Origin of the sequence: Bacillus sp. hwrm1, from assembly GCF_040207805.1 — a bacterium.
GTDB classification, from domain to species: domain Bacteria; phylum Bacillota; class Bacilli; order Bacillales; family Bacillaceae; genus Bacillus; species Bacillus velezensis.
The window spans coordinates 3,741,248-3,765,953 of record NZ_CP157943.1 but is presented as its reverse complement, the minus strand read 5'-3'; the positions used below and the strand labels follow the sequence as shown (position 1 = coordinate 3,765,953).

The 24,706-nt window shown below is 48.4% G+C and carries 22 protein-coding genes; 11 read left to right on the top strand and 11 right to left on the bottom strand.

Going from position 1 to position 24,706, the window contains the following annotated elements:
- Positions 1 to 6: 6 nt before the first annotated feature.
- From srfAC to ABK447_RS18935, 3 genes are all read left to right on the top strand, one after another.
- Positions 7 to 3,843: a surfactin non-ribosomal peptide synthetase SrfAC gene (gene srfAC, locus ABK447_RS18945; protein WP_094031494.1), complete on the top strand. Its 3,837-nt coding sequence runs from the start codon at positions 7 to 9 to the stop codon at positions 3,841 to 3,843.
- 19 nt (positions 3,844 to 3,862) lie between these two features.
- Positions 3,863 to 4,594: a surfactin biosynthesis thioesterase SrfAD gene (gene srfAD, locus ABK447_RS18940; protein WP_039062589.1), complete on the top strand. Its 732-nt coding sequence runs from the start codon at positions 3,863 to 3,865 to the stop codon at positions 4,592 to 4,594.
- A 121-nt stretch (positions 4,595 to 4,715) separates the two neighbouring features.
- Positions 4,716 to 6,026, top strand: coding sequence for an aminotransferase class I/II-fold pyridoxal phosphate-dependent enzyme (locus ABK447_RS18935; RefSeq protein WP_094031495.1), 1,311 nt, complete (start codon positions 4,716 to 4,718; stop codon positions 6,024 to 6,026).
- A gap of 34 nt (positions 6,027 to 6,060) precedes the next feature.
- Here ABK447_RS18935 and ABK447_RS18930 read toward each other — a convergent pair whose 3' ends face one another.
- Positions 6,061 to 6,600 carry a YcxB family protein gene (locus ABK447_RS18930; RefSeq protein ID WP_007410241.1) on the bottom strand — a complete coding sequence of 180 codons (540 nt, stop codon included), beginning with the start codon at positions 6,598 to 6,600 and terminating at the stop codon, positions 6,061 to 6,063.
- Complete coding sequence (locus ABK447_RS18925) at positions 6,597 to 7,559, bottom strand: DMT family transporter (RefSeq protein WP_020955308.1); 963 nt, start codon at positions 7,557 to 7,559, stop codon at positions 6,597 to 6,599. Before ABK447_RS18925 ends, ABK447_RS18930 begins: the two co-directional genes overlap by 4 nt.
- Positions 7,560 to 7,677: 118 nt before the next feature.
- Between ABK447_RS18925 and ABK447_RS18920 the strand changes: the two genes are divergently transcribed.
- Positions 7,678 to 8,988, top strand: a complete 1,311-nt coding sequence (locus ABK447_RS18920; protein ID WP_033575092.1) for a PLP-dependent aminotransferase family protein — start codon at positions 7,678 to 7,680, stop codon at positions 8,986 to 8,988.
- Here ABK447_RS18920 and ABK447_RS18915 read toward each other — a convergent pair.
- The 6 genes from ABK447_RS18915 to ABK447_RS18890 all read right to left on the bottom strand — a co-directional run bounded on the left by ABK447_RS18915 (position 8,983) and on the right by ABK447_RS18890 (position 13,729).
- A complete protein-coding gene (locus tag ABK447_RS18915; RefSeq protein ID WP_033575091.1) occupies positions 8,983 to 9,657 on the bottom strand; it encodes a 4'-phosphopantetheinyl transferase superfamily protein in 675 nt (224 codons plus the stop codon). The genes ABK447_RS18920 and ABK447_RS18915 overlap by 6 nt on opposite strands.
- A gap of 97 nt (positions 9,658 to 9,754) precedes the next feature.
- On the bottom strand, positions 9,755 to 10,402 hold the full coding sequence (locus ABK447_RS18910) for a YitT family protein (protein WP_077392018.1): 648 nt from the start codon (positions 10,400 to 10,402) through the stop codon (positions 9,755 to 9,757).
- An 81-nt stretch (positions 10,403 to 10,483) separates the two neighbouring features.
- A complete protein-coding gene (gene tcyC / locus ABK447_RS18905; protein ID WP_020955310.1) occupies positions 10,484 to 11,227 on the bottom strand; it encodes a cystine ABC transporter ATP-binding protein TcyC in 744 nt (247 codons plus the stop codon).
- A gap of 12 nt (positions 11,228 to 11,239) precedes the next feature.
- Positions 11,240 to 11,944 carry an amino acid ABC transporter permease gene (locus ABK447_RS18900; RefSeq protein ID WP_003156375.1) on the bottom strand — a complete coding sequence of 235 codons (705 nt, stop codon included), beginning with the start codon at positions 11,942 to 11,944 and terminating at the stop codon, positions 11,240 to 11,242.
- A complete protein-coding gene (gene tcyA, locus ABK447_RS18895) occupies positions 11,931 to 12,728 on the bottom strand; it encodes a cystine ABC transporter substrate-binding lipoprotein TcyA (RefSeq protein WP_020955311.1) in 798 nt (265 codons plus the stop codon). Before tcyA ends, ABK447_RS18900 begins: the two co-directional genes overlap by 14 nt.
- A gap of 128 nt (positions 12,729 to 12,856) precedes the next feature.
- The gene (locus ABK447_RS18890; RefSeq protein WP_015416796.1) at positions 12,857 to 13,729 is read right to left on the bottom strand and encodes a LysR family transcriptional regulator; all 873 of its coding nucleotides are present in this window, start codon (positions 13,727 to 13,729) and stop codon (positions 12,857 to 12,859) included.
- Positions 13,730 to 13,822: 93 nt separating this feature from the next.
- Between ABK447_RS18890 and ABK447_RS18885 the strand changes: the two genes are divergently transcribed.
- From ABK447_RS18885 to ABK447_RS18870, 4 genes are read left to right on the top strand one after another with little or no spacing between them, the layout of a single operon-like run.
- Positions 13,823 to 14,437, top strand: a complete 615-nt coding sequence (locus ABK447_RS18885; protein WP_088005476.1) for a non-oxidative hydroxyarylic acid decarboxylases subunit B — start codon at positions 13,823 to 13,825, stop codon at positions 14,435 to 14,437.
- 2 nt (positions 14,438 to 14,439) lie between these two features.
- Complete coding sequence (gene bsdC / locus ABK447_RS18880) at positions 14,440 to 15,861, top strand: phenolic acid decarboxylase BsdC (RefSeq protein WP_094031496.1); 1,422 nt, start codon at positions 14,440 to 14,442, stop codon at positions 15,859 to 15,861.
- A gap of 17 nt (positions 15,862 to 15,878) precedes the next feature.
- Positions 15,879 to 16,106 (top strand): non-oxidative hydroxyarylic acid decarboxylases subunit D, encoded by a 228-nt coding sequence (locus tag ABK447_RS18875; protein WP_007410250.1) that lies wholly within the window; start codon positions 15,879 to 15,881, stop codon positions 16,104 to 16,106.
- Positions 16,106 to 16,567 (top strand): hypothetical protein, encoded by a 462-nt coding sequence (locus ABK447_RS18870; protein WP_039252807.1) that lies wholly within the window; start codon positions 16,106 to 16,108, stop codon positions 16,565 to 16,567. Before ABK447_RS18875 ends, ABK447_RS18870 begins: the two co-directional genes overlap by 1 nt.
- 66 nt (positions 16,568 to 16,633) lie before the next feature.
- Here the strand turns inward: ABK447_RS18870 and ABK447_RS18865 are convergent.
- Together ABK447_RS18865 and ABK447_RS18860 are read right to left on the bottom strand one after the other, a co-directional pair.
- Positions 16,634 to 17,784 (bottom strand): IS3 family transposase gene (locus tag ABK447_RS18865; RefSeq protein WP_094031497.1). Its coding sequence is split into 2 segments (ribosomal slippage): positions 16,634 to 17,511 and positions 17,511 to 17,784, totalling 1,152 coding nucleotides; the frame shifts between segments, so codons are not numbered across the junction.
- A gap of 121 nt (positions 17,785 to 17,905) precedes the next feature.
- Positions 17,906 to 19,384, bottom strand: coding sequence for a peptide MFS transporter (locus tag ABK447_RS18860; RefSeq protein WP_012116786.1), 1,479 nt, complete (start codon positions 19,382 to 19,384; stop codon positions 17,906 to 17,908).
- A 278-nt stretch (positions 19,385 to 19,662) separates the two neighbouring features.
- On the opposite strand from ABK447_RS18860, the gene ABK447_RS18855 reads away from it, so the two are divergent.
- Positions 19,663 to 21,408: a right-handed parallel beta-helix repeat-containing protein gene (locus ABK447_RS18855; protein ID WP_100001205.1), complete on the top strand. Its 1,746-nt coding sequence runs from the start codon at positions 19,663 to 19,665 to the stop codon at positions 21,406 to 21,408.
- A 92-nt stretch (positions 21,409 to 21,500) separates the two neighbouring features.
- Here ABK447_RS18855 and ABK447_RS18850 read toward each other — a convergent pair whose 3' ends face one another.
- Positions 21,501 to 21,722 (bottom strand): hypothetical protein, encoded by a 222-nt coding sequence (locus tag ABK447_RS18850; protein ID WP_007410254.1) that lies wholly within the window; start codon positions 21,720 to 21,722, stop codon positions 21,501 to 21,503.
- A 121-nt stretch (positions 21,723 to 21,843) separates the two neighbouring features.
- Between ABK447_RS18850 and gerKA the strand changes: the two genes are divergently transcribed.
- Both gerKA and ABK447_RS18840 read left to right on the top strand, forming a co-directional pair.
- A complete protein-coding gene (gene gerKA / locus ABK447_RS18845) occupies positions 21,844 to 23,484 on the top strand; it encodes a spore germination protein GerKA (RefSeq protein ID WP_031378680.1) in 1,641 nt (546 codons plus the stop codon).
- Entirely contained in the window at positions 23,471 to 24,697 is a 1,227-nt protein-coding gene (locus ABK447_RS18840; protein WP_020955315.1) for a Ger(x)C family spore germination protein, read from the top strand. Before gerKA ends, ABK447_RS18840 begins: the two co-directional genes overlap by 14 nt.
- Positions 24,698 to 24,706: the final 9 nt, after the last annotated feature.

Here is a 24,706-nt window from a genome sequence, read left to right as displayed (position 1 = left end):
GAGCAGATGAGCCAATTCAGCAAAGATCAGGTTCAGGACATGTATTATTTGTCGCCGATGCAGGAGGGAATGCTGTTTCATACTCTCCTGAATCCCGGCCAAAGTTTTTACATCGAACAAATGACAATGAAAGTAAAAGGCAGCTTGAATATCAGATGCCTTGAAGAAAGCATGAATGTGATCATGGACCGGTACGATGTATTTCGTACCGTGTTCATTCACGAAAAAGTAAAAAGGCCGGTCCAAGTCGTATTGAAAAAACGGCAGTTTCAGATAGAAGAAATCGATCTGACACATGTAACGGACAGCGAGCAAACAGCCAAAATCAATGAATACAAAGAACAGGATAAGATCAAGGGCTTTGATTTGACGCGGGATATTCCGATGCGGGCAGCCATTTTTAAAAAATCGGAAGAAAGCTTTGAATGGGTGTGGAGCTACCACCACATCATTTTGGACGGCTGGTGCTTCGGCATCGTCGTGCAGGATCTGTTTAAGGTATACAATGCCCTGCGCGAACAAAAGCCGTACAGCCTGCCGCCGGTCAAACCGTATAAAGACTATATCAAGTGGCTTGAAAAGCAGGATAAACAAGCATCACTGCATTACTGGCGCGGGTACTTAGAAGATTTTGAAGGACAAACGACATTTGCGGAGCAAAGAAAGAAACAAAAGGACGGCTATGAGCCGAAAGAGCTGCTCTTCTCACTGCCGGAGGCGGAAACAAAAGCATTTACCGAGCTTGCAAAATCGCAGCATACCACTTTGAGTACGGCGCTTCAGGCGGTTTGGAGTGTATTAATCAGCCGCTACCAGCAGTCCGGAGATTTGATCTTCGGCACAGTCGTTTCCGGGCGTCCCGCAGAAATCAAAGGCGTTGAACATATGGTCGGGCTGTTTATCAATGCTGTCCCGAGGCGGGTGAAGCTGTCTGAGGATACCACATTTAACGGCTTGCTCAAGCAGCTGCAGGAGCAATCACTGCAGTCTGAGCCGCATCAATATGTGCCGCTCTATGATATCCAAAGCCAGGCCGATCAGCCAAAGCTGATTGACCACATCATTGTGTTTGAAAATTATCCGCTTCAGGATGCAAAAAATGAAGAAAACAGTGAAAACGGCTTTGATATGGAGGACGTCCATGTATTTGAGAAATCGAATTATGATCTCAACCTGATGGCTTCTCCAGGTGATGAGATGCTGATTAAGCTTGCCTATAACGGGAATGTGTTTGATGAGGCATTTATCCTGCGCTTAAAATCTCAGCTTCTCACAGCGATTCAGCAGCTCATCCAGAAGCCGGATCAGCCTGTCAATACGATCAGACTTGTTGATGAAAAGGAAAGAGAGCTTCTGCTTACCGGCTTAAACCCGCCGGCTCAGACTCATCAGGCGAAGCCTCTGACAGATTGGTTCAAGGAAGCGGTGAATGTAAATCCAGATGCACCGGCGCTTACGTATTCCGGCCAGACTCTTTCCTATCGTGAATTAGATGAGGAAGCGAACCGTCTTGCGCGCCGTTTGCAAAAGCAAGGTGCGGGCAAGGACACCGTTGTCGCGTTATACACGAAGCGCTCGCTTGAACTGGTGATCGGCATTCTCGGCGTATTAAAAGCGGGAGCGGCTTATCTGCCGGTTGATCCGAAGCTGCCGGAGGACCGAATCTCGTACATGCTGGCTGACAGTGCGGCAGCCTGTCTGCTGACACATCAGGAGATGAAAGAAAAAGCGGCTCAGCTGCCGTATACAGGAACAACACTCATCATCGATAATCGAGCACGGTTTGAGGAACAGGCAAGCGATCCTGCAGCCGCAATTGATCCCGATGATCCGGCGTATATTATGTATACGTCCGGCACAACCGGAAAGCCGAAGGGCAATATCACCACTCATGCCAATATTCAAGGATTGGTCAAGCATGTAGACTACATGGCATTTTCTGAAAAAGATACGTTCTTATCTGTTTCCAATTACGCCTTTGACGCATTTACCTTTGATTTCTACGCATCAATACTGAATGCGGCACGGCTCATTATCGCAGATGAACATACACTGCTTGATACAGAACGGCTCACTGATCTGATCCGGCAGGAGAATGTCACTGTCATGTTTGCGACAACCGCACTTTTTAATCTTCTCACCGATGCGGGAGAGGAGTGGCTGAAGGGGCTTCGCTGTGTGTTATTCGGGGGTGAGCGCGCGTCAGTGCCTCACGTCAGAAAGGCGCTTGAGATCATGGGGCCCGGCAAGCTGATTAATTGCTACGGGCCGACTGAGGGCACGGTGTTTGCGACAGCTCACATCGTGCACGATATACCGGATTCCATTTCCTCATTGCCGATCGGAAAGCCGATCAGCAATGCCAGTGTTTATATTCTTAACGGGCAAAATCAGCTTCAGCCGTTCGGAGCTGTCGGTGAACTGTGCATCAGCGGAATGGGTGTATCAAAAGGGTATCTGAACCGTCATGACCTGACGAAGCAAACGTTTATCCCAAATCCGTTCAAGCCGGGAGAAACGCTTTACCGCACAGGGGATTTAGCACGCTGGCTGCCGGATGGAACAATTGAATACGCCGGGCGTATTGACGACCAGGTCAAAATACGCGGACACCGGATTGAGCTTGAAGAAATCGAAAAGCAGCTGCAGGAATACCCGGGTGTGAAAGATGCGGTCGTTGTTGCGGACCGCCATGAGTCCGGAGATGCATCAATCAACGCCTACCTCGTGAACCGGACGCCGCTTTCAGCTGAAGACGTAAAGAGGCACTTGAAAAAACAGCTTCCTGCTTACATGGTGCCGCAAACCTTTACTTTCTTAGAGGAGCTTCCGTTAACGACAAACGGGAAGGTCAATAAACGGCAGCTGCCGAAACCGGATCAGGCTCAGGCGGCGAAAGAATGGATCGGGCCTCGAAACGCGACGGAAGAAACGATTGCACACATCTGGTCCGAGATTCTCGGCAGACAGCAGATCGGGATTCATGATGATTTCTTCGCGCTCGGGGGCCATTCCTTAAAAGCGATGACGGCAGCGTCGCGCATTAAAAAAGAGCTCGGTACGGACATTCCGGTGCAGCTGTTATTCGAAGCGACGACAATCGCAGACATTGCCGGTTATCTGCTTCACGGTGAAGAAAAAGGAATGAAAGATCTCACCATCATGAATAAAAATCAGTCTGACACACTGTTTGCGTTCCCGCCGGTTCTCGGTTACGGGCTGATGTACCAGCCGCTGGCAAAACAGCTGTCCGGCTATAAAATCTGTGCGTTTGATTTTATCGAGGAAGACAACCGCATCGAACGCTACACAGAGCTGATCAATCAGCTCCAGCCGGAAGGACCGGTCAAGATGTTCGGATACTCGGCAGGATGCACGCTCGCCTTTGAAACGGCCAAACGGCTTGAAGCCGAAGGCCGTAAAGTGGAGCGGCTGATCATGGTTGATTCCTATAAAAAACAAGGCGTCAGCGACTTGGAAGGCCGCACCGTAGAAAGTGATGTCCAGGCGCTGATGAAGGTAAACCGGGACAATGAAGCGCTGAATAACGAAGCCGTCAAAGAAGGTCTCGCCAAAAAAACAAACGCGTTTTATTCTTATTTCGTTCATACCGTCAGCACCGGCACGGTCAAAGCGGATATAGATCTATTAACGTCAGAACCGGACTTTGCGATGCCGCCGTGGCTCGCTTCGTGGGAGGAAGCCACGACAGGTGAATACCGTGTGAAAAAAGGCTGCGGCACGCACGCAGAAATGCTTCAGGGAGAATGTCTCGAAAGGAATGCGGCATATTTGCTCGAATTCCTAAGGAAGGAACATCTGAAGCTGACAACTTCACGATAGAAAAGGAGGAAGCCCGCCAATGGTCCAGCTCTTTAAATCGTTCGATACCACGGAAAAAACGCAGCTTATCTGTTTTCCGTTCGCAGGAGGCTATTCCGCATCATTCCGCCCGCTCCACACCTATCTTCAAGGTGAGTGTGAGATGCTTGCCGCGGAACCGCCGGGACACGGAACAAATCAAATGTCCGCCGTTGAGGATTTTGAACAGCTTGTCAGTTTATACAAGCAGGAGTTGAATCTCCATCCCGACCGCCCGTTTGTGCTGTTCGGCCACAGTATGGGAGGCATGGTCGCTTTCAGGCTGGCGCAAAAGCTGGAGCGGGAGGGCATTTACCCGCAGGCCGTGATCATCTCAGCCATTCAGCCGCCGCATGTGGAAAGGAAAAAAGTGTCTCATCTTGATGATGAAAAATTTCTCGCCCATATTATCGAGCTTGGCGGAATGCCGCAGGAGTTAGTGGAGAATAAGGAGGTCATGTCATTTTTCCTGCCTTCTTTCAGATCCGACTACCGCGCGCTTGAAAGCTTCCGTCCGTCTGATTCTCACATCATTCAATCACCCGTCCATGTTTTTAACGGGCGGAAGGATAAAAAATGTATCAAAGATGCGGACGGATGGAAAAAATGGGCCGACAATCCCGTATTTCATGAGTTTTCGGACGGCCACATGTTCATATTAAGTGAAACTGAAAAAGTGGCGGAACGAATCTATGAGATTATTAACAGGAGCACTGCAGGCCAATTGTTATAGGATATGACAGACAGCATTCGCTGTCTGTTTTTTGTAACAAAATCCGCCCGCGAGTTTTCTCATTTATCAAAAATTTTATGTTATGATTTGATGGAATATAATTTTGAAGGGATTGTCGTACATGAATGATGCAGCAAAAGAGCTGAACAGAACATTATCTGAAGAAAACCCGCACGTGCTTCATATGCTTTCTGATTTGGGCAGAGAGTTGTTTTATCCGAAAGGGGTGCTGACACAATCGGCGGAAGCGAAAGCCAAGGCCGGAAAGTATAATGCCACGATCGGGATTGCCACCTCACAGGGCGAGTCCATGCACTTTTCCCATATTCAAGAGACACTGTCCGCCTATAACCCCGATGATATCTACGATTATGCTCCGCCGCAGGGAAAAGAGCCGCTCAGACAGGAATGGCTGAAAAAAATGCGTCTCGAAAATCCTTCATTAGCCGGCAAAGACATCAGCACGCCGATCGTGACAAACGCTTTAACACACGGACTGAGCATTGCCGCCGACTTGTTCGTCAATGAAGGGGATACGCTGCTTCTGCCTGATAAATATTGGGGAAATTACAATTTCATTTTCGGTGTCCGGCGCAAGGCATCCATTGAGACCTACCCGCTTTTTCAGCAGGATGGGCGTTTTAATGCGGCGGGGCTGTCCGAGCTGCTGAAAAAGCAGGAAGAAAAGGCGATTGTCGTGCTGAATTTCCCGAATAATCCGACAGGCTACACGCCGGGAGAAGAGGAAGCGTCAGAAATCGTCAGCGTGATCCTGGAGGCGGCAGAAGCCGGCAAAGAGATTGTCGTGCTCGTAGACGATGCGTATTACAATCTGTTTTACGATGAAACGGCCATTCAGGAATCCATCTTCAGCAAACTCGCCCAAGTGCACGACCGGGTGCTTTGCGTGAAAATAGACGGCGCGACGAAGGAAAATTACGCGTGGGGCTTCCGCGTCGGTTTTATTACGTACAGCACAAAAAGCGAAAAAGCGCTGCGCGTGCTCGAGGAAAAAACAAAAGGGATTATCAGGGGAACGATTTCAAGCGCCCCGCACCCGTCCCAAACGTTTATGCTGCGGGCGATGCAGTCACCGGAATACGAGAAAGAAAAATCGCTGAAATATAACATCATGAAAAAACGGGCTGACAAAGTGAAAGCCGTTCTTGCAGAAAACAAGCACTATGATGACGTATGGACGCCTTACCCGTTTAACTCTGGTTATTTCATGTGTGTCCGGCTGAAAGACATAAACGCCGGCGAATTGAGAGTGTCGTTGCTTGAAAAGAGAGGAATCGGGACGATATCCATTAATGAAACCGATTTGCGAATCGCATTTTCATGTGTTGAAGAGGAACACATCGCGGATCTGTTCGAAGAAATTTGTCAGGAAGCAAAGCAGCTGCAGAAACAGGCGGAAATATCAGGCTGACAAAAAAGGAGGGGGACACCCTCCTTTTTGTCTTTTATTCTGTTACATTTACTTTCCCATTCACATTTTCCCGGAGCATTTGCCTGAAAACGGCGATATCTTTTTGCGAATAGAAAAGTCGTTTCGGCAGCAGAAGTGTTCCGTAACCCGATGTTTGTAATCGAAACATATCTTTGTGCTCCCTAGCCGAGAGCAGTTCATCCCATTCAAAAAGAATGCTTGCGTTTTTTTGTTTTTGGCTGATTCCGAGCTGATGAATCGTAATACTTCTGGCAGATTTCAGCCGCTGATTCGTTTTGTATGTTCTGTAAAGACGGAAGAATGAGATTGCCGTTGCGATCACCGTGACTGCCAAAGAGAGAATCACAGCTGCAAGGAAATTCAGGAGAGCTCTGACGCCCCATGTGCCGCCTGTAACCGGGCCGTTCATTTCAAAACAGATGGCAGAAGCCAGCAGCATAATCAAAAAACAGACAGCCGCGGATTTTCCTTGATGATAAGCAAAGTGTTTTCTTACATCGGCAAATGTTAAGCAGCCCGCGAGATAGATATTTTCATTTCGTGTGTTGATCATATTCCGTCTTCGTTTCCTTTCATTTTTTCCCTATGTCGTAATATGCTTTTTTTCCGCCGTCCTGAAGCATTGCTTCCCAAGACTCCGATGACGATACAGACGGCGCCGGCGATATGATACCAGCGGAGTGACTCATGGAGAACGAGGACACCCGCAAGCATCGTCACGATGACGGACAAATTGTTAAAGGCGCTCATCTTAAACGCTTCAATCTTGGACAGCGCGTAGTTTGACATCAATGATGTAATGAGAGAAGACAAAATGCCTAAATACAGAATCGCTGCGATAAAACCGGGATCGCGGAAGGGCAGAAAATACTGCCCGATCGTTCCTTCCGCTCCGTGCCGGAAGAGAGCGATGCAGTTGAAGGAAGCAAAGCCGATCGCAGACATGCACCAGGTCAGCTCACCCAATGAAAAACGCTGGGTCATGCGTCTCGCTGCCGTATTGTAAAGGGCGGAGGACAGCGCGGACAACAGGATCAGGAAAGCACCTTTAAAACTCGCCGATTCCGCGGACACCCCTTTCATTGTGAAAATAAATACCACCCCGGCCACTGACAGGCATGTGAATCCCTTTTGCGCCCATGTCGGACGTTCCTTTAAAAAGTAAGACGAAAACAGCATCGTAAAAATCGGGATGGCGGCTTGAATGATACCGGCTTCCGATGATGAAGAATACAAAAGGCCGAACGCCTGAAAACTGAAAAACAAAGCCGGATATAAAAGGGCCAAAGGCAAGATCGCCAGCACATTCTTCCAGCTGACGGACAGTTTGATCCAGCCGAATAAAACAGGAAGCATTGCACAGATGAAGGCCGCTGTGAACCGATGAGCCAATATATCAAACGGATTGGCGGATTGAAGCGCAATCTTGACAAATATAAAGGAAAAACCGATAATCAGCGCATTTAAAATGGCAGCGAGGTAAGCAGCAGCCAAACGGTTTTGATTAATCATCTTTACGAACTCCTTTAATGAGATCGAGCGCCGGCCGCTCCCTTTTATTGTATGGGAAGGGAAGAAGCAGTACAATGAGAATAATGATAAACTGTACCGGTACAGATGGAGGTTCAGCATGGAAAAGTATATGAACGTGATGATAGAAGTGGAGAGTCTCATTGAAGGCGGCACTTTTCAGGAAGGGGCGCGGCTGCCTTCTATCAGGCAGCTGGCCGAGCGTTTTCACGTCAGTAAAAGCACCGTCATCCGTGCGCTTCAGGAGCTTGAAAAACGGCACATTATTTATGCCGTGCCGAAAAGCGGCTACTATCTTATTAAAAATGAAAAAAAGCAGGAGCGAGAACAAACAGGTATCATTGATTTTGCAGCCTCGGCGCCGGACCCTGATATTTTTCCGTACCGCGACTTTCAGCATTGCATCAACAAAGCCATTGATATGTATAAAAATGATTTGTTCATTTACGGCACGCCGCAGGGGCTTCCGTCTTTAATCCGGGTGCTTCAGACGCTGTTATCCGATTATCAGGTATTTGCAAAAGAGCGGAACATTTTTATCACCTCGGGTGTGCAGCAGGCGTTATCCCTGCTGTCTCTGATGCCGTTTCCGAACGGAAAAAAGAAGATTTTAATCGAACAGCCGGGCTATCATCTGATGGTGGAGCAGCTTGAAGCGCTGCGCCTTCCCGCCTGCGGCATTAAACGGACGGCTGAGGGGCTTGATATGGCGGAAGTCGAGCGGCTGTTTCAGACGGAGGAAATTAAGTTTTTTTACACGATGCCCCGATTTCATAATCCGCTCGGCAGCTCTCTGACAGAATGGCAAAAACGAGAGCTTGTCCGATTAGCGGAGGCGTATGACGTTTATTTGGTTGAGGATGATTTCCTAGGAGATTTAGAGGACAATCAGAAGGCAGACCCGCTGTACGCCTACGATCTGTCTTCCCGCGTGATTTATTTGAAAAGCTTTTCGAAAATGATTTTTCCGGGGCTGCGTGTTGGAGCGGCTGTGCTCCCGGATTCGCTGGCCCCGGTTTTCCATACGTATAAAAAGCTGAGCGATATCGACTGTTCGATGATATCCCAAGCGGCCCTTGAAGTGTATATCAAAAGCGGCATGTTCAAAAGGCATAAAGAAAAAATCCGGGCCTCTTACAGAGCACGTTCCGAGCTGCTCCAAAACGCGCTGCAGGAGTACGGCGGTTTTTCTGTAAAGCAAACGTCGATCCATACCCATCTCGTGCTGGAGAAAAGCCTTTCCGCTTCAAGAGTTGTGCAGCGTCTGAAAGCGCAAGGCGTGCTGTTGGAGCCGATTGAGAGCCATTACCTATCGGATTTTCCGAAAGAAAATATCATCAAACTCAACGTGTCCAACGTCAAGACAGGGGATATCACGCGAGGCATCAAAATGCTGACGGATTGCTTATAACAGCTCTTCATACGTTTTCATCTCAATCCCGTCACAAAAATCGGGATGCGCCGCACAAACGGCCAGCTTATACTCCTCGTCCGCATCATATGTGCGGATGAAACAAGGTTCATGTCCGTCCGGGAGCTCAATGGACACATGGCCGTCGTCTTTAAGGCGGACGCTGAATGAATCAAGCGGCAGGGAAAGCCCTTTTCCGGCCTGTTTGATAAAGCTCTCTTTCATCGACCACAGATGGTAAAAATAATCGGTCTGCTGATCGGGGTGTTTCGCTTGCAGATCACTGTATTCCGTCGGCGAAAAAAACCGTTTGGCGATATCAATCGTGCCGGTCTTCATTTTTTCAATATCAATGCCGATCGGTTTTGAATCAACAGCGCACACGATCCAGCGACCGGAGTGGGAAATATTAAAGTGCATGTCCGGAAGCGCGGGGATGTACGGCTTTCCGTATTCCTGGACGCCGAATGAAATCCCGGCCGGATCAAGTCCGTAAGCCTTCGCCGCAGCGGTGCGAATCAGCATGTCGCCGATCAAGGTGCGGTGAGCATCCTCCTTATGGTAAAAGCGCCGGCATTTTTCCCGCTTTTCGGCGGACACGGCCGCCATCATCCGATCCTCTTCCCCTGCAGAAAGCGGGCGGTCCATATATACTCCGTAAATCTTCATGTCCGATCCTCCGTCTGAAAATATTGTCAAAACCATCCTATCATATCAGACGAAAGCTGTCCGAAAATAAAAAAACAAAACCGTTTCGGCTTTGTTTTTAATGAACGGACGTTGCCCGCCCGGAGATCGCGTATGTTAACAGTTTAGAGGACTGCGGCAAAGAAAAACGCAGAATCAGCCCCGTCAAAACAGCCGTAATAATGGTTCCGGCACCGATAGGTCCGCCCATCATCCAGGCTGCGGCAAGAATCGTCAGCTCAATGCCGTTCCGCACCCATTGCACGTTCCAGCCCGTTTTTTCAGATATCAGCATCATCAGAGAGTCCCGGGGGCCCGCGCCGAGCCCTGCTGATACGTAAATACCGACGCCGCAGCCGATCAGCAGCAATCCGATAGAAAAAAACACGGCCGCTAAGGAAAAAGCGTGCGTCTCAGGAAGCAGAAACGAAAAGAAATCAATAAACATTCCCATCAGCACCATGTTTAAGATAGCGCCGATTTTCGGGAGTGTCCTCGTGAACAGGCAGGTTAAAGCCACGATGACCGCGCCGACCACGATGGACCATTGGCCGACAGAAAGTCCGAAATGCTGAAAAAGCCCATAATGAAAGGCATCCCAAGGGCTGATGCCGAGAGCTTTTCCTTTAATGGTTAACGATACCCCGAAAGACAAAATCAACAGACCGGCAAAATAAAACGTCCAGCGCATCAAGAATTCCCGCTTCAAAGAGGTCCCTTCTTTCATAAAATTTCATTAATTGTCATTGTAGCATAACCGCCAAAAAAAAGAAGAAGCGAAATCAGTGTTTCGCTTCTTCTCCCGTTCCTACAAAGGATTCAGTATACGATTTAAAAACCGCTGCGTGCGTTCTTCTTTCGGCGCGGAAAAAATGTGGGCCGGCGGTCCTTGTTCCACAATGACGCCGCCGTCAATGAAGATGACTTCATCGGCCACTTCCTGCGCGAATTTGATTTCATGGGTGACGACGACCATCGTCCAGCCCTCGTTCGCCAAATCCTTAATCACTTTGAGCACCTCGCCGACCAGCTCCGGATCAAGCGCTGACGTCGGTTCGTCAAACAGCATCAGCTCGGGCTGAATCGCAAGCGCGCGGGCGATGCCGACCCGCTGCTGCTGACCGCCGGAAAGCTGGAACGGATATAAATCCATTTTGTCTTTGAGTCCGACTTTTTCCAGAAGTTCCATCGCTTCTTTTCTGACTTGCTCCTTGTCGCGCTTTTGCACTTGAACGGGTCCTTCCATGACGTTTTCAAGCGCCGTGCGGTGAGGAAACAGATGATACGCCTGAAAGACCATGCCTGATTTGCGGCGGAGGCGAAGAATATCAGCCTGCTTCACTTTTTTGGAGAAATCTATTGAAAAATCGGAGAATGCCAGCTCGCCGCGATTGGGGATCTCAAGCGCGTTCAGACAGCGCAGAAGCGTCGTTTTTCCTGAACCGGACGGTCCCAGAATGGCGATGACTTTCCCTTTTTCTATCTCCATATCTATCTTTTTTAAAATTTCATTCTGTCCGAATGATTTATTTAATCCTTTGACGGAAAGCATATCGAAACCTCCTTATTTGGCCACATAACGGTCGAGACGCCGTTCGATCACGTGCTGTACGATTGACAGCAAGAAGCAGATGATCCAATAAATAAAGGCGGCTTCAATATAGATGACCAAGATTTGATCAAGGTTTTGCGCGCCGATTTCCTGCGCTTTTCTGAACAGCTCCGCGACGAGAATCTGTGACGCGAGAGATGTATCCTTGATCAGGCTGATAAATGTATTTGATAATGGCGGAATGGACACGCGAAACGCCTGCGGCAGGATCACGCGGAACAATGTCTTGCGATAGGTCATGCCGATCGTATAACCGGCTTCCCATTGCCCTTTCGGCACGGATGAAATAGATGCCCGGATGATTTCAGAAGCGTAGGCGCCCACGTTTAATGAAAACGCGATGACTGCGCTTGGGAAAGGGTCCAGCGTAATATTAAATGTCGGGAACAGATAAAAAATGATGAACAATTGAACGAGAAGAGGAGTGCCGCGCACCGCTGATACGTATACGCTGAACACCCATCTCAATGGTTTCATATTTGACATTCTGGCGAGCGCCGTAATCAGCGCGATGATCATTCCAAAAATAAAGGAAAGAATGGTAAGGGGAATCGAGTAATAGATTCCCCCGGAAAGAATCGGCCAGAATGACTGCTGCACCAGATCCCAAGGAATGGCTGTTGCAATCACGGGTTCCGGCATGTTACTTAGAAACATCTTCGCCGAACCATTTTTTCGCTATTTTAGAAAGAGTCCCGTCCTCTTTCATTTCTTTTAACGCCTTGTTGACGTGAGTCACAAGTTCGCCGCTTCCTTTTCGGAATGCGAAATACGTCTGCTGCGGCTGGCCTGCTTCAAACGCGATTTTCACGTTTTTATTGCCGGACGTTTTTAAGTAGTTCAGTACGGCAAGCTTATCGTTGTAAGTCAGATCAGCGCGGCCCTGCTGAATGAGCTGAAGGGATTGAGCCATGCCTTCAACGCCTTCAATTTTCGCGCCGGCTTCTTTCGCTAATTTATTGTAATTGCTTGTTAATGACTGAGCCGCTGTTTTTCCTTTGACATCAGCCTCTTTCGCAATCGTGCTGTCTTTTTTCGTCACGACGACTGCATTTGACGTTGTGTATTTATCCGAAAAATCATATTGGTTCTCACGGCCTGTTTTGCCGACTTGGTTGGCAACGACGTCAAACCGTTTCGCGTTTAATCCGGCAAACATGCTGTCCCATTGTGTTTCTTTGAAGTCAGCTTTCAGACCGAGGCGTTTCGCGACTTCTTGAATCACTTCAACATCATACCCGGTCAGTTTGTCACTCTTTTTATCATGGAAGGTAAACGGTTCGTACGTTCCTTCTGTGCCGACGGTCAGTACGCCTTTTTTCTTGACAGAAGCCCAAAGATCGCCGTCTTTTGACTTAGATCCGCTGTCCTGTGAGTTTCCGCAGGCTGCAAGCATTGCGATGCTGACCATCATGAACAAAGCGAATAATGCTTTTTTCATCTTCTTTATTCCCCACTTTTCTGAGTAGTTTTATTGAGAAAAAATAGCTCCCAATTGTAAAGGATAACTTTTTTTTAGTATGAGTCAAGTAATTGGTTTTCATAAGCGGGAATTCTTCGTGTTCCGGATCAAAACAATTCCAAAAACTGTCTGACTGGCTTCGGCAGATAGCTGTCTTTTCTCCAGATGACGGCCGGTGTCATGACAAACGGGTTGTCTTCGATGATAACCGTTTTGACATGCGAGCGCATATGGACGGGAATCATCGTCAAAGGCAGAATTGTGGCGCCGAACCCTGATGATACGAGGCTCAAGAGCGTCGCGGAGTCATGGCATTCACAGACAACCTGAAGGTCGAGACCGTACTGTTCACAAACTTGGAGGACTTGGTCATACACACCTCTTCCATTGACGGTGCGCAAAAGGATCAAAGGCAAAGAGGCGATGTCATTCAGTTTAATCGTTTCACCGCACAGTCGTTTTGAATGCTCGGACAGCACCAATACACACGGAATGTCTTCAAGCTCCTTCGATTCAATGCCGTCGTTTTTAATCAAGGTGGTGGTGACGGCGGCGTCAATCTGCCGGGTTTCCAGAAGCTCGAGCAGTGAGACAGGCTCATCTTCCCAAATGTTAAAGGTGAGATGCGGAAACCGCTCTTTCATCTGTGACACTTTCTCAAGCATGAGCGCGGCGCAGTAAATGGTTGACCCGACGGCAAGTGTCCCGGCCACCTCCTCCTTCAGCTCTTGTACCTCGATAATGGCATCCTCAAACTTATGAAGAATCTCTTTCGCTCTTTTCAAAAAGACATTTCCTTCATATGTAAGGGTCATGTGTTTCTTTTTATTGCGGTCAAACAGAATGACGCCCAATTCTTCTTCGAGCTGTTTCAGCTGTCTGCTTAAAGGCGGCTGTGCCATATGAAGCTTTTTGGCGGCCGTCGTAATTTTCTGCTCTTGGGCAATGGTAATGAAATAACGCAATTGCCGGATATCCATGAGAACGCTCGCTCCTTTCTTTTATACCTTTAAGGTATGATACATAGATTTAACGAATATTTTTCATATGGATATATCAGGAGTATGATGGTTTTGACACCACATTTCAAGCGTAAAGGAGGGGTCAATATGAAGCTCGTCATCGGAATGACCGGGGCAACGGGAGCCATATTCGGGATCAGGCTTTTAGAATATTTAAAAGCCGCGGAGATCGAAACCCATCTTGTCGTGTCTCCTTGGGCAAATGTCACCATTACACATGAAACCGATTATACGTTAAAAGATGTCGAGAAACTCGCATCCTATACGTATTCTCACAAAGACCAAGCCGCGGCGATTTCAAGCGGTTCGTTTGAAACGGACGGGATGATCATCGCTCCGTGCAGCATGAAATCACTGGCAAGCATCCGCACCGGAATGGCTGACAATCTGCTGACAAGGGCGGCTGACGTCATCCTGAAGGAGCGGAAAAAACTTGTGCTGCTGACTAGAGAAACGCCGCTCAGCCAAATCCATTTAGAAAATATGCTAGCGCTTACAAAAATGGGTTCCGTCATTCTTCCGCCGATGCCTGCATTTTATAACAAGCCGGCTGACATGGATGAATTGATCGACCATATTGTGTTCCGGACGCTCGATCAGTTCGGCATCCGTCTGCCGGAAGCGAAACGGTGGTACGGAATTGAAAAACAAAAAGGAGGAATCTGATAATGGCCTATCAGGATTTTAGGGAATTTCTCGCCGCTCTTGAAAAAGAAGGGCAGCTCTTAACAGTCAACGAAGAGGTGAAACCGGAGCCGGATCTGGGCGCCGCCGCGCGTGCAGCCAGCAATCTCGGGGATAAAACCCCTGCGCTTTTGTTTAACAATATTTACGGACATCACCATGCGCAGGTGGCTCTGAATGTCATCGGCTCGTGGCCGAATCACGCGATGATGCTCGGCATGCCGAAAGATTCGCCTGTTAAAGAACAATTCTTTGAGTTTGCCAAACGGTACGATGCATTTCCGGTGCCGGTCAAACGGGAAGAAACCGCGCCGTTTCATGAAAATGAAATAACGGAAGATATCAATCTATTTGACATCCTTCCGCTATTCAGAATCAACCAGGGGGACGGCGGCTACTATTTGGATAAAGCGTGTGTCATTTCACGCGATCTTGAAGATCCGGACAATTTCGGCAAGCAGAATGTCGGCATTTACAGAATGCAGGTAAAGGGAAAAGACCGCCTCGGCATTCAGCCCGTGCCTCAGCATGATATTGCGATTCATCTTCGCCAAGCTGAAGAACGCGGCGTGAATCTTCCCGTTACGATCGCGCTCGGCTGTGAGCCGGTGATTACGACAGCTGCGTCAACTCCGCTGTTATACGATCAATCCGAGTATGAAATGGCCGGCGCGATTCAAGGGGAGCCCTACAGAATCGTCAAATCTAAACTGTCTGATTTAGACATCCCTTGGGGCGCTGAAGTCGTTCTGGAAGGAGAGATCCTTGCGGGAGAACGGGAATACGAAGGACCTTTCGGTGAGTTCACGGGCCATTATTCAGGCGGCCGCAGCATGCCGGTGATCAAAATCAAACGGGTATATCATAGAAACAATCCGATTTTTGAACATTTATACTTAGGCATGCCGTGGACGGAGTGCGATTATATGATCGGCATTAATACGTGCGTGCCGCTTTACCAGCAGCTCAAGGAAGCTTATCCGAACGAAATTGTCGCCGTGAACGCGATGTATACGCACGGCCTGATCGCCATCATTTCCACGAAAACGCGCTACGGCGGATTTGCCAAGGCGGTCGGCATGCGCGCCCTGACCACGCCGCACGGACTCGGCTACTGCAAAATGGTCATTGTCGTGGATGAGGATGTCGATCCGTTTAACCTGCCGCAAGTCATGTGGGCGCTCTCAACGAAAATGCATCCGAAACACGATGCAGTCATCATTCCTGACCTGTCTGTCCTTCCGCTTGACCCGGGGTCTGATCCGGCAGGGATGACACACAAAATGATTCTTGACGCCACGACGCCTGCCGCGCCGGAAACAAGAGGCCATTATTCTCAGCCGCTTGATTCTCCGCTGACAACGAAAGAATGGGAACAAAAACTGATGGACTTAATGTATCAATAAGAAAGGATGAGGTTGCAATGAAAACATGCCCGCGCTGTGAATCGAAAAAAGGAGAAACCGTCAGCCAATCGCCGGTCAAAGGTGCCTGGGAAATTTACCAATGCCAAACCTGCTTTTTCACATGGAGATCCTGTGAACCGGAAAGCATCACGAATCCGGCGGCATTCAACCCGGCATTTAAAATCGATCCGAAAGAAACGGAGACGGCCGCACATGTTCCCGCTGTTCCGGAAAGAAAAGCGTAATGCTGACGGAGCACTTGCCGGAGGCGCTTTACACGCTTTTAGACGGGACGGAGCTTGAAAAAAAGCAGCACGACGCATTTGTGCTCCAATCCGTGACAAAAGAAGGCCGTCCGCACGCGGCCATGATCAGCGCCGGTGAAATCGTGGCCGTGAGCAGAACAAATCTCCGGCTTGCCTTATGGAAAAACACGACGACCGTAAGAAGCCTTCTGCATTCGGGACAAGCTCTTTTCATCGCCTGGCACGGAGGAGCCGCATATTACGTCACATTGGAATGTGAGGCGCTTCCGCCGCTGAAAGAGGCGAAACACGAGCGGGAACGGTTCAGCTGCCGGGTGATCACCGTCAAGGAAGATCGGGCGAAATACGCGGATCTGACATCCGGACCGGCCATCCAGCTCCACGAACCGGAAGATGTCTTGAAGAGATGGAGAGAAACACTTGAGGAGTTAAAACAATAGACGCATCAAAAAAGCCTGCGGACGAGGGACTGCCCCCCGTTTTTGAGACAGGGGTCAAAACACCTTTTAAACAGCCAATTGCCGATAGTTTATCGGTGATTGGTTGTTTAGTTTGGTTTGAATACGAATATTGTTATAATAATGAATGTATTCTATGACAGTGCGTTCTACGATGGCAGTCGTAGTTCGATCAATGCTGTTAAGATAGAACGTTTCAGACTTTAGCGAGGAATGAAACGATTCGATGGAGGCATTATCAGCGGGCGTCCCTTTGCGGGACATGCTCATGGTAATGCCTTTTGTTTTAACAGCTTTTTGATACTCGTAAGATGTATACACAGAACCTTGGTCACTATGTAACACGCAGTTCTCAGGCAGCATTGGTAGCTGATCAAGTGTGTCTAAGACAAAGGCTGTGTCCTGCTTATCCCCAATAGTAAAAGCAATCACTTCTCCATTGTATAAATCTAATATACTGGAAAGGTACAATTGTTTCTGTCCATAAGGCAAATATGTGATGTCCGTTACTAGTTTTTCAAGAGGACGATCAGACTGAAAGTTCCGATCCAATATATTATCGACCACGGCATATGGCTGCCCATCCTTCTTGCGCTTTTTCACCTTAACCCGACACTGCCATTGATTTTTCTGCATAATACGTTGAACCGTTTTATGGTTAATACACATTCTCTTTTTTAGTATGGCTGTGATTTTTCGATATCCATATCGATACTTGTGCTCTCGGCACAACGTGCCGATTTGTTTTTCCAAATGGCGCTTGGGATGATCCTTCATCAGATTCTTCTTCCAACGATAATAAGACGCTCGAGAGATACCTAAATGAATACAGATATCCTGTACGGTCATTGTGCTGTGCAATATTTCTACAAGTTCGACTGACGTTTCGCTATCAACTTCCTTTCCAATTCGTTGTACTTTTTTAAAACTTCATTCTGTTGTCTCAGGTAACGAATCTCTGCCTGCAGTTTCTCTAAATCGGAAGAATACTCCGGACCTTTTCCGTAAGTGTATTGCTTTCCAACAGGCTGTTCGAATCGATGTGTATCACCAGCCTTATACCATCTAACCCATGTCTGAACCTGTGTCTTATTCTTAATATTCAACTCCTGCAGGATCTCTTTCATAGGTACGCCTGCCAATCTCATTTCTACAGCCTTCTGTTTCACTTCAACCGGATAACTCACTCTTGTTCTCATAGAAAAAACACCTCCAAGTCTAATTTCGGATAATAATCATCCGTATTCAAACTTGAAGGTGTTTTTATTTGTCTCATCTTATGGGGTCAGTCCCACGATTCCGCAGGCTTTTCTTTATCTGTTATTGTACGCCTTTCATCGCCCGTTTAATGACGGGAGACAGAAGAATCAAAATAATACCGAGAATGATCGAAACAAGACCGATTGAGCCGAAGTAGGCCGCTTCAGAAATCTTATCAAACAAACCGACTACTTTTGCGTTCAGGGCTTGACCGCAGGCGTTTGTTAAAAACCACATGCTCATCGTCTGCGCTGAGAAAGCGGCAGGCGCAAGTTTCGTTGTGACGGATAAACCGACCGGTGAAAGGCAAAGCTCACCAAGCACAACCAAAAGGAAGCTGAGCACAAGCCAAAGCGGGCTCACAAGCTCGCCGCTTCCGCCCATAACCGGAAGCACCATGACTAAAAATGATAATCCGGCAAGGATAATGCCGATCGCGAATTTAATCGGTGTTGAAGGCTGGCGTTTGCCGAGCTTCATCCAGATCCAGGCGAACACCGGCGCGAAAATAACGATGAATAATGGGTTCAGAGACTGGAACCATGAAGACTCAAGATGCATGCCCGCAAAGGAAAGTCTCGTGCGCTGATCCGCATATAAAGCAAGAATCGTCGCGCCCTGCTCCTGAATCGCCCAGAACATTGCCGCTGCAACAAACAGCGGAACATAAGCCGCAAGCCGTGATTTTTCCGTTTTCGTCGCTTTTTTGCTCGTGAACATCACGATAAAGTAAATAACCGGAATAACAATGCCGAGGATACTGACCGTATCAATCACACGCTGGATCGTCAGCCAGCCGGTTTGAATCAGAACGATGATAACGGCTGCTGCGATGACCACTCCGATTCCCGTGCCGATCACTGATGATTTAGAAATCGGATTCGGTACATTGGAGCCTGCTTTGCCGAGGTATTTCTTTCTCGTAAGAGCGAAAACAATCAGTCCGAGGAACATACCGGCCGCGGCGCATCCGAAGCCTAAGTGGTAGTTGTACTTCTGTCCGAGTGTTCCGACAATTAGCGGCGCAAGCAATCCGCCGAGGTTGATCCCCATGTAAAAGATGCTGAAACCTGAGTCGCGGCGCTCGTCTTCCTTCGTATATAAATCTCCGACAACGCTGGATACGTTTGGTTTAAGCAGGCCGGTTCCGATAATGATCAGAGCCATGCTGGTAAAAAACGCCGCCGTGCTGCCAGGGAAGGCAAGAGCGATGTGCCCGAACATAATTAAAATTCCGCCGTAAAATACGGTGTTTGCCGTGCCGAATACCCGGTCGGCCAGCCATCCGCCGATGACGCTCGACATGTATACGAGAGACCCGTATATGGACATGATGGCAACTGCGGTCGTTTTATCAAAGCCGAGACCGCCATGAGCGACTTCCGTATATAAATAGTAAAGCAATATGGCTCTCATACCATAGTAGGAGAAACGCTCCCAAAATTCGGTGAAAAACAGTGTGAACAAGCCGCGGGGATGACCGAAAAAGCCTCGTTGCGGCACAGTTTCTGTTATAGAGTCCTTATCAATAGATGCCACCTGAGCCAACCCTTTCTTAAAAAAGTGTATTACAAAAATCATATTCTTATATAATACTTGTGTCAATATAATTTATACTGAATTCAAAAAATTCCAGAATGAAAAGATATTAAAACGTTGAATATAGACGAATTTTCCTAATTCCAATGACTTATTTTGTTATATTATCTGACTAAACTATCTTTATAAACTTTTTTAATAAAATTTAAAGTATGTACAGGCGGAGCGGGATATGGCGGAATAAGATGACAATAAGAGAGGAAGGAGGAGATTATCACTTGCCGAATCGTATATTGGATATTACGGATTGCGGTGTGGCGGCAGACGGAAAAACCGATGTGACGGGCGCCATCAACCAATGCTTGGCCAAGGCCGTCAGCGAAGGCTGTCATACGGTGTTTTTTCCGCCGGGAACGTATAAAATCAACGGCACGCTTGGCGGGGACAGCAGCCAGCCGTTTCGGAACGCCGGGATTAACGTGCCGAGCCATCTCACCATCGTTTTAGATCCGGAATGCACGATTAAAGTGGCGCCGAACAGCTCTTGGGGCTACTCGGCTTTCTATATAGGCAGGCGGGAAAATGTCACCATCACCGGCGGCCGGATCATCGGCGAACGGGATGAACACACGTATACCAATGTCCCTTTGCGTTCGACCCATGAATGGGGATTTGGAATCTGTATTGAAGGCAGCAGTAATGTGCTGATCGAAAATGTGAAGATTTCGGATTTTACGGGAGACGGCATTATTGTCAGCCCGCTCGGGTTAAAAACAAACAGTGATTACAAAACTTCAGAACAGGTGACCATCCGCCGCTGTGAGATCAGGCAGTCAAGGCGAAACAACATTTCAATCACCGGCTGCAATACCGTTACGGTGGAAGAATGCGTGATTGAAGACGCCGGGCAAGGGAACGGAACGGCTCCGAAATTCGGAATCGATATTGAATCGTACGGAGAAGGCGATATTGATTATGAAGAAGCTCTTCATATTACGGTACGCAACAACTTCTTTTCCGGAAACGCCGCAAGCTCAGTCACCAATTTTAACGGATATAATGTGTTAATTGAAGGAAATCATTCCGATAACACAATCAGCTACGGGTATGGGGCACATACCGTCATTTCGGGGAATGTCTTCTTTCGGTCAGACGGCGGCTCAAGGACCGCAGTCGCCGGACAAGGTGTGTCACAGGGACAGGACAGCAGCAATGCCGTCATTTCCAACAATCTGATTACCGGTTTTTCCACCGGAATAGATATAAGGGGAAAAAGCGTCCTCGTCACCCATAACAAAATCAGTCAATTTGAAAATACGGGCATTTCCGTCTATCAGGCCGAAGATGTGACCGTTGACGGCAATATCATTGAAAACGGACGTTCCGAAACGAGACGAAGCACGGGGATGCGGGCGACGCTGTCGGAAAATGCCGTCTTTATGAATAATACTCTGAATCAGGTAACGGACGGAATCAGCATGTCGGCCGGCAATATCACCGTAAAACAAAATGTGCTGAAATCGTTCAGCCGGGGCATATGGGTCACAGGCGGAAATGCCGTTATTGAAGGAAATACGCTGATTCCGAATGCGTATCAGGGCGCCGCGGAGTCCTATGCCGTATCTGTGACAAATGACGCCAGGGCTGTCATCAAGGGAAATCTCTTCAAAAGCTACAAAAACTATCCCATTTTCAGTTCAACATCCTCGGGAACCTCTGTCATCAGCAACCGCTTTGAATCATCACCGCTTATCGTTACCGTGTATCTGAATTCAGGCACGCATGAAGTCATAGACAATACGCTCACGATCAATCGAACGGCGGGCAGCCCGATCGGCATCTATCTGAACGGAGCCTCCAATTCCCTCGTGTCGGGCAATACCATCAACAACCTTTCCGCCGCTTCTGCTTCCGCCATCCAAACCAATTCCTCCGCAAGTACTAAAATCATCGGCAACCGCATTATCAAAGGCGCCATTGTGAAACACGCGACAGATACGGACAGCGGAAATATCGTCATCTGAAAACAATCTGCATCGGAAAAATAAAAAGAACACATGAACTCCGAAAGAAGGAGGGATGTGTTCTTTTTTGACACAATACAGCCGTGCGCCTGTCAGGCATCTTTTTTACCTGATTTATATAAAACGATCATTTCTCTGATTAAAAAGAGGGCGAATAAAAACAGCATCAGCCATTCTGAGAAGGTGGTCAATTTAAAAGCGGACAGGTTGTTTTGGACCGCTCCATAGAAACTGAAACCTTGCAGCATATCTATCGTTACTGAAATGATCAGACAGGCAGCCAGCAAAAAAAATGAAACCCCCAATATTTTCATGCGCATCACTCTCCCTTTTTATCCTTTTCGATTCCGCAAAACTTATACAGACTTTCCGCCGTGCATAATCTTTTGCCGTACAGGAAGAATATGAAAAAAACGAGGAAAGGTTTTTTGCGATATGCCGCCATTTTTTAAACAGAAGAAACAAAAAAAAGCCGATCAAAACGACCGTGACAATGAAGACAGAAAAGAAGCGGACAGCCAGCCGGACAAAGAGCGGGATGAGCCGATCTCCCTCAGCTTAAAGCAAAATATGAAGAAGCTGTCTGAGAGGTTCGGCAACAGTGCCGATGTCGTCATCCGCCGGCTGAAAATCGGAAAAGAAGAGCTTCCGGCCGCAATTGTGTATATCGCCGGTTTGGTAGACGAACAGCTCGTCAGCCAATCCCTTCTGGAGGATTTAATCGACATCCCGTCCGTTCAGCCGGAACAAGCGGTCTGCCTGATATACGATAAAACGCTTGCGATCGGCGGGGTGAAAGAGGAAGAAAAATGGAAAAGTCTTTATGCCGGGCTGGTGGCGGGCAGCACGCTCATTTTTGTCGACGGGGCTGACAAGGCGCTGATCGCCAGCACGGAAGGGGGAGAGCACCGGTCCATTCAAGAACCGAGCACTCAGGTCTCTTTCCGCGGCCCGCGGCAGGGATTCACTGAATCTCTGCAAACCAATATATCCATGATCCGCAGGTATGTAAAAACGCCTGATGTATGGGTTGAAAAAATGGAGATCGGACACGAAACGAATACGGATGTCGCGCTGATGTATATTAACGGAATTTGCGATAAAAAGCTGATTAAGGAAGTCCGCAAGCGGCTGAAGCACATTGACATCGACAGCATTCTGGAATCCGGCTACATTGAACAGCTCATTGAAGACGCGCCGTTTTCTGTGTTTCCCACCGTATATCATACGGAGCGGCCGGACGTCGTGGCGGGGAATCTGCTGGAAGGACGATTTGCGATTATCGTGGACGGAACGCCGTTCGTTCTCATCGCGCCGGCCTTATTTATTCAATTTTTTCAATCCGTTGAGGATTATTATTCACGATTTGATATCGCCACCAGCATCAGGGTGCTGCGGGTTTTGATCTTCTTCATTTCACTGGTGGCGCCGGGGATTTATGTGGCGGCGACGACCTTTCACCAGGAAATGATTCCGACGCAGCTGCTGATTGTCATCGCGGCTCAGCGGGAGACGGTGCCGTTCCCGGCCGTGATTGAAGCGCTGACGATGGAAGTGGCCTTTGAGATTCTCAGGGAGGCGGGTGTCCGGCTTCCGAGAGTTGTCGGCTCCGCCGTTTCCATAGTCGGAGCGCTTGTCATCGGCCAGGCCGCCGTACAGGCCGGCATCGTCTCCCCGGCCATGGTTATCGTCGTCGCCCTGACGGCGATTGCCAGCTTTGCGACCCCGGCTTTTGACATGGCGATATCTGCGCGCCTGATCCGGTTTCTCTTTATTCTGTCGGCGGCGGTCATGGGATTTTACGGGCTGATTCTGGGCATTATCATGATGTTTGTCCATCTGTGCGGCCTGCGTTCATTCGGATTTCCGTATATGTCCCCGCTCGCTCCTTTAACCCCGGGCGGGCTGAAGGATTCCCTTCTCCGAGCTCCGTTATGGGCGGATGAAAAAAGGCCGGGACTGCTCGTGCAGGAAAACAACAGGCGCCAAGGGGAACATCAAAGACCGAAACCGGAGACATCCAGAGGAATGGTTAATAAAGATGTAGAAGAGGGCGACGGTAATGAAAAGACGTAAATGGATGCTTATCCTTTGTACGATGGTTTCCCTTATGTTTGTATCCGGATGCTGGGATAAAAGGGAGCTGACCGATCTAGCGGTGATCTCCGCCATCGGTATTGACCGGACCGAAACGGGAAAATACGTCCTTCACTTGCAAATTATCAATCCGGGAAACGTGGCCGGCGGTCTGCAGGGCGGCGGAGCGGGAGACCGGCCTCCGGTTTCCGTCTATTCGGTGTCCGGAGACAATATGACGGAAGCTTTGAGAAAAGGCTCGATGAAAGTGTCCAGAAGGCTCTATTTTGCGCATACGAATCTCGTGGTGTTCAGTGAAAAACTGGCGAAAGAGGAAGGGCTCAGTTTTATTTTGGACAATCTTGACCGCGACACCGAATTCAGGACGACCGCAACCGTTGTGATCGCGCATAATTGCAAGGCTGAAGACATTATTAAAGTGCTGACGCCGATTGATAAAATCCCTTCCAATAAAGTGAACAAGACGCTCAGCTTCACGCAGGAACAATACGGCAGAGTCATTAAAACCAGCCTTCAGGACGTTCTGATTGATCTCGCTTCTCCGGCCGGGTCGCCGTTTATTCCGGGTTATGAAATGCACGGAGACGATAAAGCCGGTCCTACGATGGAAAATACGCAGACAACTGAACCGAAAGCAGTGCTGTCAGCGGACGGACTGGCGGTGTTCAAAAAGGATGGGAGGCTGGATTACTGGATTGAGGATGACGACAGTGTGGGGGCTGTATGGCTGCTCAATAGGATCAAGCATACGTTCATCAATGCGGATTGGAAGAACGTGAAGCATGCAATCAGTCTGCAGGTCACCCGCCAGAATACAAAAGTGACGGCCACTTTTCCGAACGGAAAACCGCATATTCACGTGCATGCTCAGGTCGAGGGGCTGGTGGACGCTGTCAGATACCCTTTCCATCTGTCTGATCCGCAAGTGCTGATGACGATGCAAAAGGCGCTCAGCGTGCAGCTTGAGAAAGATATCACCAAATCGATTGAAGATATAAAAGCCCATAAGAATGACTTCGTCGGCTTCGGAGACCTGATCTATCGGAAGCATCCGGACAAATGGAAAAAGTTCAAAGGGAAGTGGGATGAAGAATATTTCCCAAATCTCCCCGTAGATGTCAAAACGGAAGTCATTATCAGAAGAACGGGCTTGCGGAATAATCCTCTCTCAGACAAGCTTGAGCATGATTGATTTGAGGAG